This window comes from Pseudomonas sp. Colony2, from assembly GCF_019382755.1.
GTDB lineage: Bacteria > Pseudomonadota > Gammaproteobacteria > Pseudomonadales > Pseudomonadaceae > Aquipseudomonas.
In genome coordinates this window covers 2,735,616-2,750,777 of the sequence record NZ_CP080030.1, presented here as the reverse complement: position 1 = coordinate 2,750,777, position 15,162 = coordinate 2,735,616, and the positions used below count along the sequence as shown (strand labels likewise).

Genomic DNA, 15,162 nt, shown 5'->3' with positions numbered 1-15,162 from the left:
TCAGCGGGCGTCCGCAGCGAGTACCTGGCCGCGATGCAACACCACCTGCTGGTCAAGGCGCGCCGCGATGCGCGGGCTGTGGGTGACCATCAGCAAACTGGTCGGGCTGTCCCGCAGCAGGTCCAGCAGCAGTTGCAGCACTTCGTCACTGGTGCCTTCGTCGAGGTTACCGGTTGGTTCGTCCGCCAGCAGCAAGCCGGGGCGCGATGCCAGGGCTCGCCCTACCGCTACTCGTTGCTGCTGGCCGCCGGACAGTTGTTCGGGGTAACGCCTGAGCAAGTCACCCAGGCCGAGTCGCTCCACAAGCTGCGCTTGCCACGCCGGATCGAGGCGCCCGGCCAGGCGCGCCTGGAAAGCCAGGTTGTCTTCGACCCGCAGGCTGCCGATCAGGTTGAACTGCTGGAACACCAGGCCGATCTCGGTGCGCCGCCAGTGGGCCAACTGCGCTTCGCTCATCTGGTCCAGGCGCTGATCGCCGACCTGGATGCGGCCACGGTCGATCTGGTCGAGCCCGGCCACCAGGTGGAGCAAGGTACTTTTTCCACTCCCGGACTCGCCCATCAGCGCAAGACTGCTACGCTCTCCCAGGTACAGGTCGACACCCGCCAGCACGGCCAGTGGCCCCTGCGGCGTGCCATAGCTTTTAAACACCCCTTGTACCTGCAGCATCACCATTCCCCACCTGCCTCTGGACTGAGGCCGAGAATAACGGTTGTCACATTTTTATGTCACAACCTTGGGCAAAAGGAGCGCCCCATGACCCCCTGCAAATTTTTCACATCGATTTCACCCGGCCGCCACCTGCTGCACTTTAAATTGCCGTCCATGGGCAGATAACAGGCTGGTTATTTCAAACGCCCGTTAGTGCAAGTGAACAATTTTTTATATCGGTATGTTCAGCAAAAAGACAGCGCCCCTGTGACACGCTTTTGCATATTCCTGCATCAGCGCTACTCACTTGGCGCCTGCCTAACTTGCCGCTGCCAGTTACCGGATTAACGCCTGGAAGTTACCAATGGTGAATAGTGTGGTTGACCTGACCCTGAGCAAGTCTCGCTCGCGCTGGGCATTTGTAAAACAGCTGAACAAACTGTGGCTGGGCGTGGCAGGTATCGTGATGATCAGCCTGGCAGTAACGGCGTTCATCTGGTGGCCAAGATCGCCGCTGGACCTGGGCGTGGGCCACCGCCTGCTCACCTCCGGAACCCTGGAAGCCTGGCGTAACGGAGACCTAGTGGTGCTGGTCCGCCATGAGGAACGCTGTGACCGCTCCAACAACCCTTGCCTGGGCCCGGCAGACGGCCTGACCACGCTCGGCTCGTTGTCTGCCAGTGCCGTGGGCAAGGCCTTCCAGACCCTGGGCATGGAAAACACCGACGTACTGAGCAGCCCCACCACCCGCACCGCGCAGACCTCGCTTTTCATGTTCGGCAAGGCCGAATTGTCACCCGGGCCCCTGGCCATCTGCGGCCCTGCCATCGGCGAGGAACTGCGCCCGCATAAACACGCGGACCGCAACCTGCTGGTGGTCACCCACAGCGCCTGCATCAGCGACTTCGAGGAGGCATTGGGCTACTCACACGCTGCCCATGCTGAATACGGCAGTGCATTGTTTGTAAAGCTGCTGCCCGATGGCAAGTTCAAGGCGCTGGGTATTTTGAACAGTAAGGACTGGGCCGCCGTGCTTAAACAACTTTAGAACACTTCTTAACATTTAATCATTCAAGTTCGTTCAGCAAAAAGACAGCCAGACCGTGGCATCGTCTATGGTTTTAATTGAATTTTTGTCAAAAATTTATTAGCTCACTAACTTTTCACAAGTTAACAACATGACGATGACCTTCGATGACTTATTGGACGCCACACGTTTAACGAGCTTGACTGGGGCACAGGGATATTCAGTTTCGCCCCCCCACTAACAGACTGTTTAAGGAATAACGTTCTGTGCCGCATTTCTACCCGACCACGACCACCTTCCACCCCTCGCGCATGGCTGATCCAGCGCTCGCGCTGATTCACCGTCAATACCGCTTGAGAGTGCAATAGCCATGACCCGCCTTAAACCATTGCCCGTATTGCTACTGGCATTCGTGATGTTCTATCTGTTGCCACTGGGCCTGCATGGCCTATGGATCCCTGACGAAACCCGCTACGCCCAGATCAGCCAGGAAATGCTCATCAGCGGCAACTGGGTGGCACCGCACTTCATGGGCGTGCGCTATTTCGAAAAACCCGCCGCCGGCTACTGGCTCATCGCACTGGGCCAGGCGTTGTTCGGTGAAAACCTGTTCGGCGTGCGCATCGCTTCCGCCCTGACCACCGGCCTGAGCGTCGTGCTCGCCTACCTGATCGCCCGCCGGCTATGGAACGACCCGCGCAAGAGCTTCGCCTGCGCGCTGCTCTACATGAGTTTCGGCCTGGTGGCCGGGCAAGCCGGTTATTCCAACCTGGATCCGCAATTCACCTTTTGGGTCAACCTGAGCCTGGCGGCGCTGTGGTTTGCCCTCGACAGCTCCACCCCCCGTGCCCGCCTCGCCAGCTGGACGTTGTTGGGTGTGGCCTGCGGCATGGGTTTCATGACCAAGGGTTTCCTCGCGTGGTTGCTGCCGGTGTTGATCGCCCTGCCTTACATGCTCTGGCAACGTCGCCTGGGGGAACTGCTGCGCTACGGGCCGCTGGCGATTCTGGTGGCGGCCGTGGTGTGCCTGCCCTGGGCGCTGACGATCCACCTGCAGGAACCGGACTACTGGCGTTTCTTCTTCTGGCACGAGCACATCCGCCGGTTCGCCTCCGACAATGCCCAGCATGCACGTCCCTGGTGGTTCTACCTGCCGCTGATGGTGGTGTCGTGCCTGCCATGGGCGGCGCTGCTGCCGGCGACACTGTGCAAGGCCTGGAAGGAAAAGCGCCAACCGGCCATCGTCTTCCTGGCGCTGTGGTTGCTGCTGCCCCTGGGCTTTTTCAGCCTGAGCAACGGCAAGCTGCCGACCTACATCATGCCGTGCCTGCTGCCGCTGGCACTTCTGATGGGCCATGCGTTGATTGACCTACTGGCCAACGCCCGCACCCGCACGCTGCGCGTCAATGGCCTGCTCAACCTGGGCATCGGCCTCGCGGCGATGGTGACGCTGATCTACCTGCAAATCGACCGGCCGTTGTACGGCAACAGCCACAGCGAGATGTTCAACCTGTCCCTGACGTTCATCGTGCTGATGGGCTGGATGCTCGCCAACTTGCTGCAAGCCTCCCGCCCGCTGGCGCTGTGGGCGATGCCGGCCTTGGGCATTGGCCTGCTGGTGGCGCTGTTGCCCGCCGGCATGCCGGCGGTGGTCGAAGATAACCAGATGCCTGACCAGTTCGTGCTCCAGCACCTGGACGAGCTCCAACAGACCCAAGCGCTGCTGAGCAACGAACTGGAATCGGCGTCGGCCCTGGCATGGCGCCTGCGCCGGCCGGAAGTGACGCTTTACAACACTGAAGGCGAACTGCGCTACGGCCTGCAATACGCCGACTCGATGCACCGCAAGGTGGAGCTCGACAGCGTTCAGGCCTGGCTCAAGCAGGCGCGCCAGCAAGGCCCGGTGGGCGTGCTGATGCGGGTCAGGAGCACCAGCGAAATGCGCGAAGCCGGCCAGCTGCCGTTGGGGGGCAAGCGTTATTACAAGGGTGACCTGGAGATCATCATCTACCCGCAATTGCCGTAACACAGGCGCCCTAATGTGGGGTGACCCCATTCAACACTCATCCCACATCGGAACCGCTCCATGAACTTCTGGAAAACCGAACGCGGCGCCCTGCTGCTGCTCCTGGGCGTGTCGGCCCTGATCCTGCTGCTGGGCCTGGGCGCCCGCGACCTGTGGGGCCCGGAAACCCGCTGGGCGAACATCACCCTGCAGATGCTGCAAAGCGGCGACTACTTCGACCCGTACCTCAAGGGCACCCCGTACTACGACAAACCCTTGCCGTCGTATTGGCTGATCACCGGGTTTGCCAACCTGATGGGCGGCCTGGGGCCGTGGTCGTTGCGCTTGTCATCGGTGATCTCGGCGTGGCTGAGCATCTGGCTGGTGTACCTGATCGGCGAGCAACTGTTCCGCAAAGGCACCGGCCTGATTGCCGGCTGGATGCTCGCGACCACCTTCTACTTCCTCTTCTGGGCCCGGGTGGCCACGGCGGACGTGCTGACCGTATGCGGCGTGCTCGCCGCCGTCTGGTGGTATTGGCGCGGGCCGGACGATACGCGGCTGGGGCGCTACACGGTGTTCTTCCTGTTACTGGCGGCGACATCACTGTTCAAGGGTTTGATCGGCTTTGTACTGCCGGGCCTGGTGCTGTTGCCGCACTTGCTCAGCGAACAGCGCTACAAACGCCACCTCAACCTGCGGCTGGTGCTGGCCGTGATCATTGCCGGGGCGTTCTATGCGATTCCGTTTGTGCTGTCCCACCTCTACGGCGCACCGACCTACGGTGAAAGCGGCCTGGAACTGGTGTTCCGGGAAAACGTGGTGCGCTTCTTCGACCCGTTCGACCATATGGGGCCGATCTACACCTACCTGATCTACCTGCCGGCCTACACCTTGCCCTGGGCGCCGTGCTGGGTGCTGGGCCTGTGGCTCGCCGTGCGGCATTGGCGCGACACCCCGCCCAACACCCGCTGGCTGGTGTGGGGGCTGGGCCTGCTGTTTGTGTTCTTCACCGCCAGTGGCAGCCGGCGCAGTTACTACGTGCTGCCGCTGGTGCCGTTCGCGCAGTTGCTGGCGGCGTGGTGGGTCAGTGAGCGTATCGCCCGCAAAGGCACGGTCGGCCGGGGTTGGTACCGTGGGTTCGGCATCGCTGCCGGGGTGATGCTGCTGGTACTCGGGGTGGTGTATCCGTGGACCAATGGCAATGGCGGCGTGACCCGTTTCGCCGAGGACGTTCAAGCGCAAGCAGTGAAAAGCGCGCCATGGAACGCGTGGCAGATCGTGATGGTGGAAGTCGACAACAAGGTACCGATGTACCTGCAAAATCACGGGACGCCGTTCTACTACGTCGCCGAAACCCAGGACTTCCCGCGCCAGGGCGACAGTGCGGCGTTCATGGCCTGGCTGGAAAAAACCAGCGGCCGCACCTTTGATCCCAAGCGCACAATTATTGTCGCGCAGTCCACCAAGGATGACTCGACGCCGCTGGCCTACCTGGGCAACGATCATCAGGTCATCACTACCCAGCCGGACAATGGTGAACGGTTGTTCCACAAGCGTGACGGTGGCAGCGTGGCATTTGTGCCCAACGCCGCGCCGTAGCACTGGCGGCATGGGGCGGGCATTGCTAGTGTGGCGCGCTTAAGCCACCGTCCGAGCCCGGCCCGCCATGCCCTACTCTTCCCTTTCCCTTGCCGCCCTGAGCCTGATCGTGCTCGCCACGCAGGTAGCGGCAGACACGCCGATGCCGGCCAACATGGTTTACCTGCGCAGCCTCGACCCGAGCATCGCCCAGGACATTCGCTACGCCAGCCCCCACAACTTCACCGGAGCGCCGCTGGACGGCTACAACGCAGCCGAATGCGTGCTGTCTGCCGACGCGGCAAAGGCACTGGTACGGGTCCAGGCCGAGTTGGCCAGGCAGGGTTACGGCCTGAAGGTCTTCGACTGCTATCGTCCCAGCCGTGCCGTGGCGAACATGGGCCGCTTCGCCAGCCTGCCGGGGGATCCGGCCAAGGCCGAGTTCTACCCCCGGGTGAACAAGCAGGACTTCTGGCGCCTGGGCTACGTGGCCAAGGTTTCCAACCACTCCCGGGGGGCGGCAGTGGACGTGACCCTGACCGGCCCCGATGCACTGCCAGCCCAGGCCTGGAACGCCGACACCGCGGCGGTGGATTGCGCCGCCGGTTACGGTCGACGCCTGCCCGATGGCGGCCTGGACATGGGCACCGGTTTTGATTGCTTCGACGAAATGGCCCACACCAACAGCTCCCACATCAGCCAGGTGGCACGCCAGAATCGCCAACGGTTGAGCGCTGCGATGGCCAAGGAAGGCTTTACCGGTTATGCCGGCGAATGGTGGCACTTCACCTATAGCCGAAACCCGGTGCGGGCCGAGCCGATGGACTTCCCTATCGAACCGCTGCGGTAACATCACAACACAGCTTCAGCTTGATAAAGCCCGGGGCAAAAACTAGCGTTTGAGGTTTCCCTCTTTTCAAGGACTGAACGACGTTGAACACGCTCATCAAAACCTGCGCGGCGCTGCTGACGCTGCTTTCAAACGTGGCACTCGCGCAAATCCCCGAGACCAGCCGGCAACTGATCGTGGTCACCACCCCGGGCTGGAACGCCCTCCAGGGCACCGCACAACGCTATGAGCGGCACGGGCAAGGCTTTCAGAAAGTCGGCGAACCCTTTGCCATCGTGGTCGGTAAAAACGGCATGGCGTGGGGCACCGGCCTTACGACGCCCACCCCCGACCAGCAGCCCCTCAAGCATGAAGGCGATGGCAAGGCCCCGGCCGGCATCTTCAAACTCGGCGGTGCCTTCGGCTACGCCCCCACCGCTGACACCCGCTTGCCTTACGCGGCCAGTACCGCCACCCGCGAATGCGTGGATGACAGCCAGTCCAGCCATTACAACACCCTGGTGGACAGCTCGGCGGTGAACAAGGACTGGACCAGTTCCGAGCGGATGCTGCGCAAGGACCAGCTGTACCGCCAGGGGATTTTTGTCGAGCACAACACACCGGCTTTGGCCAACGGCGGCTCGTGTATTTTCCTGCATATCTGGCGCAGCGTCAGTTCGGGAACATTGGGCTGCACGGCGATGGACCCGGTGAATATCCAGGCGTTGTTTGCCTGGCTGGACCCGCGAGAAAACCCGCTGCTGGTGCAACTGCCCGCCGCGCAGTACGACCTCTACCGTGAGCGCTGGAAACTGCCGTCCCGCTGAGCTGACAACAGGCGTTGAAATGCGGCCAATACCTCGCCGGGTTTTTCAAGCATGAGTTGGTGGCCGCATTCGGGCAGCAACTGATACTCGGCATTGGGCAAATGCCGGGCGAGTGCTTCGCCGCCGCTGGCCGGGGTCAGGCCGTCGGTGTCGCCGGCCAGCACACTCACAGGCAGGGTCAGGGTGAGCAGTGCATTGGCGTCTGGCCATTGGACGTTTTTCATCAGGGCCTTGAACATGTACAGCGGGTTGCGCTCGGTGAGTTTTTCTTCGTAGGCGACCAGTGCGGGGTCGGCCTTGGCGTTCCATGCGGCCTGGCGGAAACCTTTGGCCAGCAGTGGGCGCAGCCATTCCAGGAGCCATGCGGGTAGACGCATCAGGCCGCCGCTCCGGCTGATGCTGTGGAGTCGGGTGCCCAGCAGCAATACGGCTTCGATGGGGATCGCGGGTTTGGCCAGCAAGGCGCTCAGGGTCAGGCCAGTGCCGAAGGAGTGGGCGACGATGAGGTTGCGGGAGCCGCCGTAGCGCCTGAGGATTTCCAGGTAGTCGGCGACCAGTTCGGGCCAGGCGTAGGCCTCGGGGTTGCGGGGTTTTGCGCTGGCGCCGTGGCCGAGCAGGTCCCAGGCGACCAGACTGTAGCCTTGGGTTTTCAGGGATTGCCATTGGTGGCGCCACTGGTCCTTGTTGCCGCCGGCGCCGTGGCAGAAGAACACTACCGTGTCGGGTTGGGTGGTGCCCGCGTGATGGGTGATGCTCAGGTGACGGTTGGGGCGGATTTCCAGTGGTTGGCCCTGGATCACTGGCAGTTCGGTGAAAGAGGTCGGCATGGAGGTTTCTCAATAAGTGAAAGGGTTGAGTGTGGTGAAGCAACAGCAAAATCAAAGGCGGACACGATCCAAATGTGGGAGCGGGCTTGCTCGCGAAGGTCGTTAACGATAACGCGAACATCCTGATTCAACGCGGCGCTCTCAGGTTCTTCGCGAGCAAGCCCGCTCCCACATAAAGCGGCTCTGCTTTTGCTCTAACACTCAGGTCGCCTTTGCCGCTTTTGCATCGTGACTCGCTGTAAGAGCGAAACCATAGGTGGCCGTTACCTGAATAACGGATATGCCCCCAACCCCAACAACCCAAGTCAGATGGCCTCAGCCATCAACAACTCCCGCGTATACGGATGCCGCGCATCAGCAAACAGCGCCGCCGTCTCCCCCTGCTCCACCACCCTCCCCTGACGCATCACCGCAATCCGGTCACACAACCGCGCAGCCACCCGCAAGTCATGAGTAATAAACACAATGCTCAACCTGAACCGCCGCTGCAGCGACTCCAGCAACTCCAGAATCTGCACCTGGATCAGCGCATCAAGCGCCGACACACACTCATCAGCGATCAGCACCTTAGGCTCCACCGCCAACGCCCGGGCGATCCCTATGCGCTGCCGTTGCCCCCCGGAAAACTCATGAGGAAACCGCTCAAACGCCGCTGCCGGCAACCCCACCAACCCCAGCAACTCACGGGCCCGCCGCTCGGCATCCGCCTTGGAACCCCCCTGCACCAAAGGCCCAGTCATAACAATCTGCCCCACCGTCTGCCGCGGATTGAGCGACGCAAACGGATCCTGGAAAATCATCTGCACATCACTGCGCAACGCTCGCAGCCGCCCTTCAGACAACCCCGCGACCTCCCGCCCTAACCACTCGATCCGCCCGCTGTCAGCACGCAGCAAACGCACAAGGCACCGACCCAGGGTCGACTTGCCCGACCCCGACTCCCCCACAATCCCCAACGTCTCGCCTTCACGCAATTGCAGCTGAACCGCATCCAACGCCTGAGTCGTACGCCGCCCCCACCAACCGCTGCGGCTGCTGAACACCTTGCCCAGCGCTTCGGCCTTCAGCACCACAGGGCCAGCCACCTGCGTACGTGGCACCAGCGGTTGCGCCGACACCGCCGCCAACAACTGCCGGGTGTAATCTTCCCGGGGCACACGCAACACCGCCGGGGCCGTGCCCTGCTCCACCACCCGGCCCTTCTCAAGCACCAGCACCCGGTCGGCAATCGCCTCGACCACGGCAAAGTCGTGGGTGATAAACAACAGTGCCATGCCCTTGTCCTGCTGGATCTTGCGCAGCAGGTCGAGAATCTGCGCCTGGGTGGTCACGTCCAGCGCCGAGGTCGGCTCATCGGCAATCAACAGCGCCGGATCAAACGCCAGGGCCATGGCGATCACCACCCGCTGACGCTGCCCGCCAGACAGTTCAAACGGATACGCCAGACGCAAGCGCTCAGGGTCAGGCAAGCCGACATAACCGAGCAAATCCACCACCCGCTGACGCCGCACCCGTGCCGCCGCCACGCCATGGGCGCGCAGGGTTTCATCGATCTGTTGGCCCACCCGCAACAGTGGGTTGAGGGCGCTCATGGGCTCCTGGAATACCATGCTGATATCCCGCCCGCGCAGTTGGCGCATGGCCTCTTCGCTGCGGTCGGCCAGGTCTTCGTCGCGAAACACCAGGCGCCCGCTTTCCACCTTCAGCGGGTCCGGCAACTGGCGCAGCAAAGCCTTGGCCAGCATTGACTTGCCGGAACCGGATTCACCCACCACACACAAGCATTCGCCACTGCTCAGTTGCAGCGACAGGTCATACAGCGCATGGCTGCGATCCGCACCGGCCGGCAAGGCGATACGCAAATGTTCAACACTCAACAACGTCATAGCGACCTCCCGGGCTCAAAGGCCACACGCAAACCTTCGCCGACTCGATTGACCGCCAGCACGCACAGCACAATCGCCAACCCCGGCAGAAAGCTCATCCACCAGGCGTCCCGCAGCAAGCCACGGGAGGCATTGATCATGTAGCCCCAGCTCATGGCTTCCGGGTCGCTCAAGCCGAGAAACGCCAAGGCCGCTTCGGTGAGGATCGCCGTGGCCATGACAAAGGTCATGGTCACCAGCAGCGGCGCCAGGGCGTTGGGCAGGATCTGCTGGGCGATGATCCCCAGCGGCGACTGCCCCAGCACCCGCGCGGCCTGCACGAATTCGCGCTGGCGCAGGGTCAGGAACTCACTGCGCACCAACCGCGCCACCGCCGGCCACGCTACGAGTGCGATGGCCAGCACGATGGAGAACAGGGACGGCTCAAGGATCGCCACCAGGATCACCGCCAGTACCAGTTGCGGAATGATCTGGAAGAACTCGGCAATGCGCATCAGCACACCATCGAGCCAGCCACCGAAATAGCCGGCGACCGCGCCGACCAGCAGGCCCACCACCAGGGTCGCCAGGCTGGCCAGCGCCCCCACGGCCAGGGACACCCGCGCGCCGTACAGCAGGCCACTGGCGAGGTCGCGACCGAGCAGGTCACTGCCCAGCCAATGGGCCGGGTCGTGGAATGGCGCGAGCATCGGCTGGCTGTTCATCTCCCATGGCGAGCTGCTGGTCAGCCAGGGGGCGGCGATCGCCAACAGCGTCAGCAGCAGCAAAAACAGCGCACCGATCAACGCCGCAGGCTGGCGCACAAAACGTCGGAAAACCAGCATCAGCCTTGCACTCCTGCACCGATACGCGGGTCGAGAAAACGACAGATCACATCGGTCAACACGTTAAAGCCCACCACCAGAATCGAGATCACCAGGAAACCGCCCATCAACACGCCGTAGTCACGCTGGGCCAGCGAGTCGTACATCAAGCGACCAATCCCCGGCCAGGAATACACCACCTCCACCAGCAACGCGCCGCTGGCCAACTGGCCCAGTTGCAAACCGGCAAAGGTCACCACCGGCAACAGCGCATTGCGCAACACATGCACGTACAAAATCCGCCGCGGGTGCAGGCCCTTGGCGTGGGCGGTGCGCACGTATTCCTGGCCAAGGGCGTCGAGCACGGCGGCGCGGGTCAGGTGGATATACAAGGCGAGGAACAGCACGCTCAACGACACGCACGGCAGCAGCAGGTGCTTGAGCCGGTCGAGCAGGGAAAAGTCCTGTGCCACCGTTTCCATGCCAAACGCCGGCAACCAATCGAGGCTGACGGAGAACAACAGGATCAGCAGCATTGCCAGCCAGAATGGCGGCATCGCATACAGCAGCAAAGCGCCGTGGGAGATCACGCCATCCAGCCAGTGGCGCTTCTGTCGGGCCCGGGCGGCCAACGTCCCCAGGGTGACGCCAAGCACCGACGAGAGCAAAAATGCCGAGCCCATCAGGGCCAGTGTTGCCGGCAAGCGCTCGGCAATCAGCGACCACACCGAGGTCTGGTTGCGGTAGGAATAACCCAGGTCCAGATGGGCGATATTGCCCAGGTAGATCAGCAACTGCGTGAGCAACGGCTTGTCCAGGCCCATGGTCTGGCGCAGGTGTTCGATGAACTGCACATCATCCACCCCCGCCTCGCCGGCCAACAGCAGCGCCGGGTCACCCGGCGCCAGGCGGATCAGTAAAAAGCCCAGCACCAGCACCGCCACAATCATCAACAGTGCCTTGAGCAGGCGACCGCTGAAATACAGCAACCCGTTCATGGTGCAGGCGCGTCGAGGTAGACGCTTTCGTAGTCTTCGTTAAGGCTGGTGGCGGTTTGCAGCAGGTTCTTCACCTCTTTGTGGAACAGTGTCGGGTAGCGCATTTCGAAGATCGGCGCGATCGGCAGGTCGGTGTTCAGCACGTTTTCCAACTGGCTATAGAGCCTGGTGCGTTCCGGGCCTTCCGGGGTGTTGGCGACCTGGGTCCACAGGGCATCGGCCTCGGGGCTGTTGTAGCCGCTGACGTTGGCAAATGGCGAAGTCTTGAGGATGTAGTCGGAGCGGTACAGGTAGGCGTTGGTCAGGTACGGGTCGCCGATCTGGAAGATGAAGTTGTAGGTCAGGTCGAAGTCCCAGTCGCTGACGCGCTGGAACCAGGTGGCGGCGTCGGACGTCACCACTTGTACCTTGAAGCCCAGCGGCTGCAGGGCTTGCTTGGTGTATTCGGCCAGGCGCTCCCAGGCACCGCCCTTCTCGCCGTTGAGCAGGCGAATCCGCACGGCGCCCACGTCCACGCCGGACTCGGCAATCAGCGCCTTGGCTTTTTTCACGTCATAGGTGTACTGCGGCAATTGCGGGTCGTGGTACGGCGAGGTGGACACGAACTGGCCGGGGGCAACTTTGCCCGAACCGAAGAAGATGTTGTCGACGATGAACTGGCGGTTCAGCGCATACAGGATCGCCTGGCGCACCTTGGGGTTGTTCAGCGGCGGCTTGCGCGTATTGATCTGCAGGAAGGCCAGGCCGGAATACAGCTCCCAGCCTTTTTCCGACGACTGCACGTCCGGCAAGGCGGTCAGGCGCTTGAGGTCGGAATAGTCGGCATCACCGCTGCGCAGCACCTGCACGTCGTTGCGCTCGAACGCCGCAGCGCGGGACGAGCCGTCCGGGATCACGTGGAAGATGATCGCATCCAGGTGTGGCAGGCCCTTTTTCCAGTAGTCGGGGTTCTTTGCCAGCTTGATATAGGCGCCGCGTTTCCACTCCACAAACACAAACGGGCCGGTGCCGACAGGCTTGAGGTTATACGGGTTGTTGCGAAAGTCAGTGTTCTCGTAGAGGTGCTTGGGCACCACAGGCCGCAGCCCGCTGCCCAGGGCCGAGAGCAACGGCGCGAAGGGTTTCTTGAGCTGGAACACCACCTGCAGCGGGCCCTTCGCGGTGATGCTGTCGACGTACTCGGTGAAGACCCCGCCCAGGCGCTTGTCCACTTCGGGGTAGAAGGTCTGGAAGCTGAACACCACGTCATCGGCGGTGAACGCGTGGCCGTCATGCCAGCGCACGTTGTCCTGCAAATCGAAGGTGTAGGTCAGGCCATCGGGGGAAACGGTCCAGGCCTTGGCCAATACCGGTTTGGGTTTCAGGTCGGTGTCGAAGGTCAGCAGGCCCTGGAGGATCTTGCCGCTGACGTACTGGGTGGACACGTGGCTGACCACGCCGTGCATCAGCGACGGCGGTTCGGGTTGGGCCACCAGGTTCAGCACCCCGCCGTCATGGGGTTGCGCCTGAGCGGTGCCGGCCAGCAGCACGGCGCCAAGTCCCAGGTATGAAAGGACACGGCGAAAAGATAAAGGGCGCATGGAGACTCCTTGACTAAGGTTTTGTCAGGGATTTAGCAAGGGCTGTGCCATGGGGCGACGGGCCGCGTTTGCGGGCATCACAGGCCTTGGCAGTGATGAAAAAACCACAGTGGCCGGGACGAGTGTGGAAAAAGCAACAGCCCGCCCTCTTGAGGAATGGTTGTGCGTAGCAGCTGCCGGGCCTTGGCGAGGCTGCGGCTGCGGTGTGTCAGGTATGCCGCCAACGCAGCCTCGCCAAGGCTCGGCAGCTGCTACGGTAAGGTTTGAAGTTTGAGGGCCCCATCACTGGCACAAGGTTTGCCCTTCTAACCGCTATCTGAACCCATGAGTTTGAAGCGCATGTCACTGGATTACCTGGGCAACCCCATCGACACCCGCAACCCCGCCACCCGTCAGGGCCTGGATGATTTCGTCGGCGGTTTTCTCGGCTATCAGCCCCGTGCCGAGGGCATCCTCGCGGTCGCCGATGCCGACCCCGACTCAGCATTGGCCAACGGATTTGCCGGCCTGCTGCTGATGTTTATCGAGTCGCCCGAGGGCCCTGTGCTGGCCGAGAAGTACCGTCAGCGGGCGGCGGCGGTGAATTCCCGGCATCCCCGGGCGCTCGTGTATCTGCAAGTGCTGCAAGCCTGGATCAACGACGAGCTGGATGAAGTGCTGCGCCTCAGCGAGCATCTGCTGGATCTTTATCCGCGGGACCTGCTTGCGGCCAAGCTCAACCAGTACCTGGAATTCAACCGGGGCAACTGGCCGGCGCTGCTGCGGATCGGTTTGAAAGCCACCGCCGGCGCGCCGGATATCGCCCACAGTCACGGGCTACTGGCGTTTGCGTATGAGCAGTGTCATTTGCTGGAGGAAGCCGAGGCCAGTGCGCTTGAGGCGTTGCGGTTGCAGGCGTCCGAGCCATGGGCCCATCACGCATTGGCCCATGTGATGCTGACCCAGGGGCGTATCGAGGAAGGCATCGGGTTTCTGGAGGGCGTGAAGCAGCACTGGGACGGGCTTAACTCGTTCATGTACACCCATAACTGGTGGCATCTCGCGTTGTTTTATCTGGGGCGCGGGGAGGATCAGCGGGTGCTGGAGATTTATGACCGGCATGTGTGGGGGATCTTGCCGGAGTACTCCCAGGATCAGGTGGGCGCGGTGTCATTGCTGGCGCGGCTGGAGCTGGCCGGGATTGATGTGGGTGAGCGGTGGCAGGCGTTGGCGCCCTACCTGCAGCGTCGGGTTGGGGATGCGGTGCAGCCGTTTTTGAGTGTGCAGTATTTGTATGGGTTGGCCCGGGCGGGCAAGCCTGAGGCGGATCAGTTGTTGGCGGCTTTGCGCAGGCACAGTGTGGAAGCGCGGCCGGTTTGGCGGGAAGTGACGTTGCCGTTGGCTGAGGGGTTGTTGGCGCAYGCCCGGGGGGATGCCCGGCGGGCGTTGGAACAGCTGGGGATAGCGTTGCCGCGGCTGAATGAGATTGGCGGGAGTCATGCGCAGCGGGATTTGTTTGCGCAGGTGGAGCTGGACGCACGGTTGCGGATTGGGGATTGGCTTGGGGCGCAGCAGACGCTGGAATTGCGCCGGCGATATGACGGGCTGGATGTGCCGACGAACCGAGCTTTGGTGGTGGTGTATGAGGCTTTGGGGTTGCCTGGGGAGGCGCTGCGGGCGCGGGCGCGGATTGGGGGGATATCCGTTATTTAGGTGATGGCTTGTATTGGTTCCGCTTTTGCCCCACCACTCGGCACCTCGCTTCGGCCAGCGTGGTTTAACGGGGCGCCTAAGATCAAGATCAAAAGCAGATCAACAGCACAGCGGCCTCCCGGCCGGCTTGAGTGTTGTAAATCAAAAGCTAAAGCGGGCACGGTCCAAATGTGGGAGCGGGCTTGCTCGCGAAGGTCGTTAACGATGACGCGGGCATTCTGGATGAACGCGGCGCTCTCAGGTTTTTCGCGAGCAAGCCCGCTCCCACAGAAAAGCAGCTCTGCTTTCGCTCTGTTCTTTGCTTTTAACACTCAAGCCGGCCGGGAGGCCGCTGTGCTCTTGCTTTTGATCTTGCTCTGACTGCCCCAATAAGCCCGAGGCCGAACGCAGGTATTGCGCAGCGGGTAAACCGGCAGGACGCCGGTTTAGCCGCGCCGGGCCATGGATGGCCCGTCG

The 15,162-nt window shown here is 62.3% G+C and carries 12 protein-coding genes; 6 read left to right on the top strand and 6 right to left on the bottom strand.

The window, feature by feature from the left end; all coding sequences use genetic code 11:
- Entirely contained in the window at positions 1-669 is a 669-nt protein-coding gene (locus JV201_RS11015; RefSeq protein WP_219406894.1) for an ABC transporter ATP-binding protein, read from the bottom strand.
- Positions 670-1,015: 346 nt separating this feature from the next.
- Between JV201_RS11015 and JV201_RS11010 the strand changes: the two genes are divergently transcribed.
- From JV201_RS11010 to JV201_RS10990, 5 genes are all read left to right on the top strand, one after another.
- Positions 1,016-1,699 (top strand): histidine phosphatase family protein, encoded by a 684-nt coding sequence (locus JV201_RS11010; RefSeq protein ID WP_003210274.1) that lies wholly within the window; start codon positions 1,016-1,018, stop codon positions 1,697-1,699.
- Between the two features lie 349 nt (positions 1,700-2,048).
- On the top strand, positions 2,049-3,704 hold the full coding sequence (arnT, locus tag JV201_RS11005; protein WP_219406893.1) for a lipid IV(A) 4-amino-4-deoxy-L-arabinosyltransferase: 1,656 nt from the start codon (positions 2,049-2,051) through the stop codon (positions 3,702-3,704).
- A 60-nt stretch (positions 3,705-3,764) separates the two neighbouring features.
- A complete protein-coding gene (locus tag JV201_RS11000) occupies positions 3,765-5,285 on the top strand; it encodes a glycosyltransferase family 39 protein (protein ID WP_219406892.1) in 1,521 nt (506 codons plus the stop codon).
- Positions 5,286-5,352: 67 nt separating this feature from the next.
- A complete protein-coding gene (locus JV201_RS10995; RefSeq protein ID WP_219406891.1) occupies positions 5,353-6,114 on the top strand; it encodes a M15 family metallopeptidase in 762 nt (253 codons plus the stop codon).
- A gap of 83 nt (positions 6,115-6,197) precedes the next feature.
- A complete protein-coding gene (locus JV201_RS10990) occupies positions 6,198-6,920 on the top strand; it encodes a L,D-transpeptidase (protein ID WP_003210282.1) in 723 nt (240 codons plus the stop codon).
- On the opposite strand, the gene JV201_RS10985 is transcribed toward JV201_RS10990, so the two are convergent.
- The 5 genes from JV201_RS10985 to JV201_RS10965 all read right to left on the bottom strand — a co-directional run bounded on the left by JV201_RS10985 (position 6,887) and on the right by JV201_RS10965 (position 13,014).
- Entirely contained in the window at positions 6,887-7,747 is an 861-nt protein-coding gene (locus tag JV201_RS10985; RefSeq protein WP_003210284.1) for an alpha/beta fold hydrolase, read from the bottom strand. The genes JV201_RS10990 and JV201_RS10985 overlap by 34 nt on opposite strands.
- A 305-nt stretch (positions 7,748-8,052) precedes the next feature.
- Positions 8,053-9,633, bottom strand: a complete 1,581-nt coding sequence (locus JV201_RS10980) for an ABC transporter ATP-binding protein (protein ID WP_219406890.1) — start codon at positions 9,631-9,633, stop codon at positions 8,053-8,055.
- Positions 9,630-10,457 carry an ABC transporter permease gene (locus tag JV201_RS10975; RefSeq protein WP_003210288.1) on the bottom strand — a complete coding sequence of 276 codons (828 nt, stop codon included), beginning with the start codon at positions 10,455-10,457 and terminating at the stop codon, positions 9,630-9,632. The genes JV201_RS10980 and JV201_RS10975 overlap by 4 nt, the downstream gene beginning before the upstream one ends.
- Complete coding sequence (locus JV201_RS10970) at positions 10,457-11,434, bottom strand: ABC transporter permease (protein ID WP_087693384.1); 978 nt, start codon at positions 11,432-11,434, stop codon at positions 10,457-10,459. The genes JV201_RS10975 and JV201_RS10970 overlap by 1 nt, the downstream gene beginning before the upstream one ends.
- Positions 11,431-13,014 carry an ABC transporter substrate-binding protein gene (locus JV201_RS10965; protein WP_008431399.1) on the bottom strand — a complete coding sequence of 528 codons (1,584 nt, stop codon included), beginning with the start codon at positions 13,012-13,014 and terminating at the stop codon, positions 11,431-11,433. The genes JV201_RS10970 and JV201_RS10965 overlap by 4 nt, the downstream gene beginning before the upstream one ends.
- Before the next feature lie 339 nt (positions 13,015-13,353).
- Here JV201_RS10965 and JV201_RS10960 point away from each other — a divergent pair, with 339 nt between their 5' ends.
- A complete protein-coding gene (locus JV201_RS10960; protein WP_219406889.1) occupies positions 13,354-14,706 on the top strand; it encodes a tetratricopeptide repeat protein in 1,353 nt (450 codons plus the stop codon).
- The last annotated feature ends 456 nt before the right edge of the window (positions 14,707-15,162 follow it).

What these genes read in the sequence shown, in the direction of transcription:
- JV201_RS10985 (WP_003210284.1), bottom strand. Translation starts at nt 7,747, where the DNA reads ATGCCGACCTCTTTCACCGAACTGCCAGTGATCCAGGGCCAACCACTG.
- JV201_RS10980 (WP_219406890.1), bottom strand. Translation starts at nt 9,633, where the DNA reads ATGACGTTGTTGAGTGTTGAACATTTGCGTATCGCCTTGCCGGCCGGT.
- JV201_RS10965 (WP_008431399.1), bottom strand. Translation starts at nt 13,014, where the DNA reads ATGCGCCCTTTATCTTTTCGCCGTGTCCTTTCATACCTGGGACTTGGC.
- JV201_RS11015 (WP_219406894.1), bottom strand. Translation starts at nt 669, where the DNA reads ATGCTGCAGGTACAAGGGGTGTTTAAAAGCTATGGCACGCCGCAGGGG.
- JV201_RS10970 (WP_087693384.1), bottom strand. Translation starts at nt 11,434, where the DNA reads ATGAACGGGTTGCTGTATTTCAGCGGTCGCCTGCTCAAGGCACTGTTG.
- JV201_RS11000 (WP_219406892.1), top strand. Translation starts at nt 3,765, where the DNA reads ATGAACTTCTGGAAAACCGAACGCGGCGCCCTGCTGCTGCTCCTGGGC.
- arnT (WP_219406893.1), top strand. Translation starts at nt 2,049, where the DNA reads ATGACCCGCCTTAAACCATTGCCCGTATTGCTACTGGCATTCGTGATG.
- JV201_RS10995 (WP_219406891.1), top strand. Translation starts at nt 5,353, where the DNA reads ATGCCCTACTCTTCCCTTTCCCTTGCCGCCCTGAGCCTGATCGTGCTC.
- JV201_RS11010 (WP_003210274.1), top strand. Translation starts at nt 1,016, where the DNA reads ATGGTGAATAGTGTGGTTGACCTGACCCTGAGCAAGTCTCGCTCGCGC.
- JV201_RS10975 (WP_003210288.1), bottom strand. Translation starts at nt 10,457, where the DNA reads ATGCTGGTTTTCCGACGTTTTGTGCGCCAGCCTGCGGCGTTGATCGGT.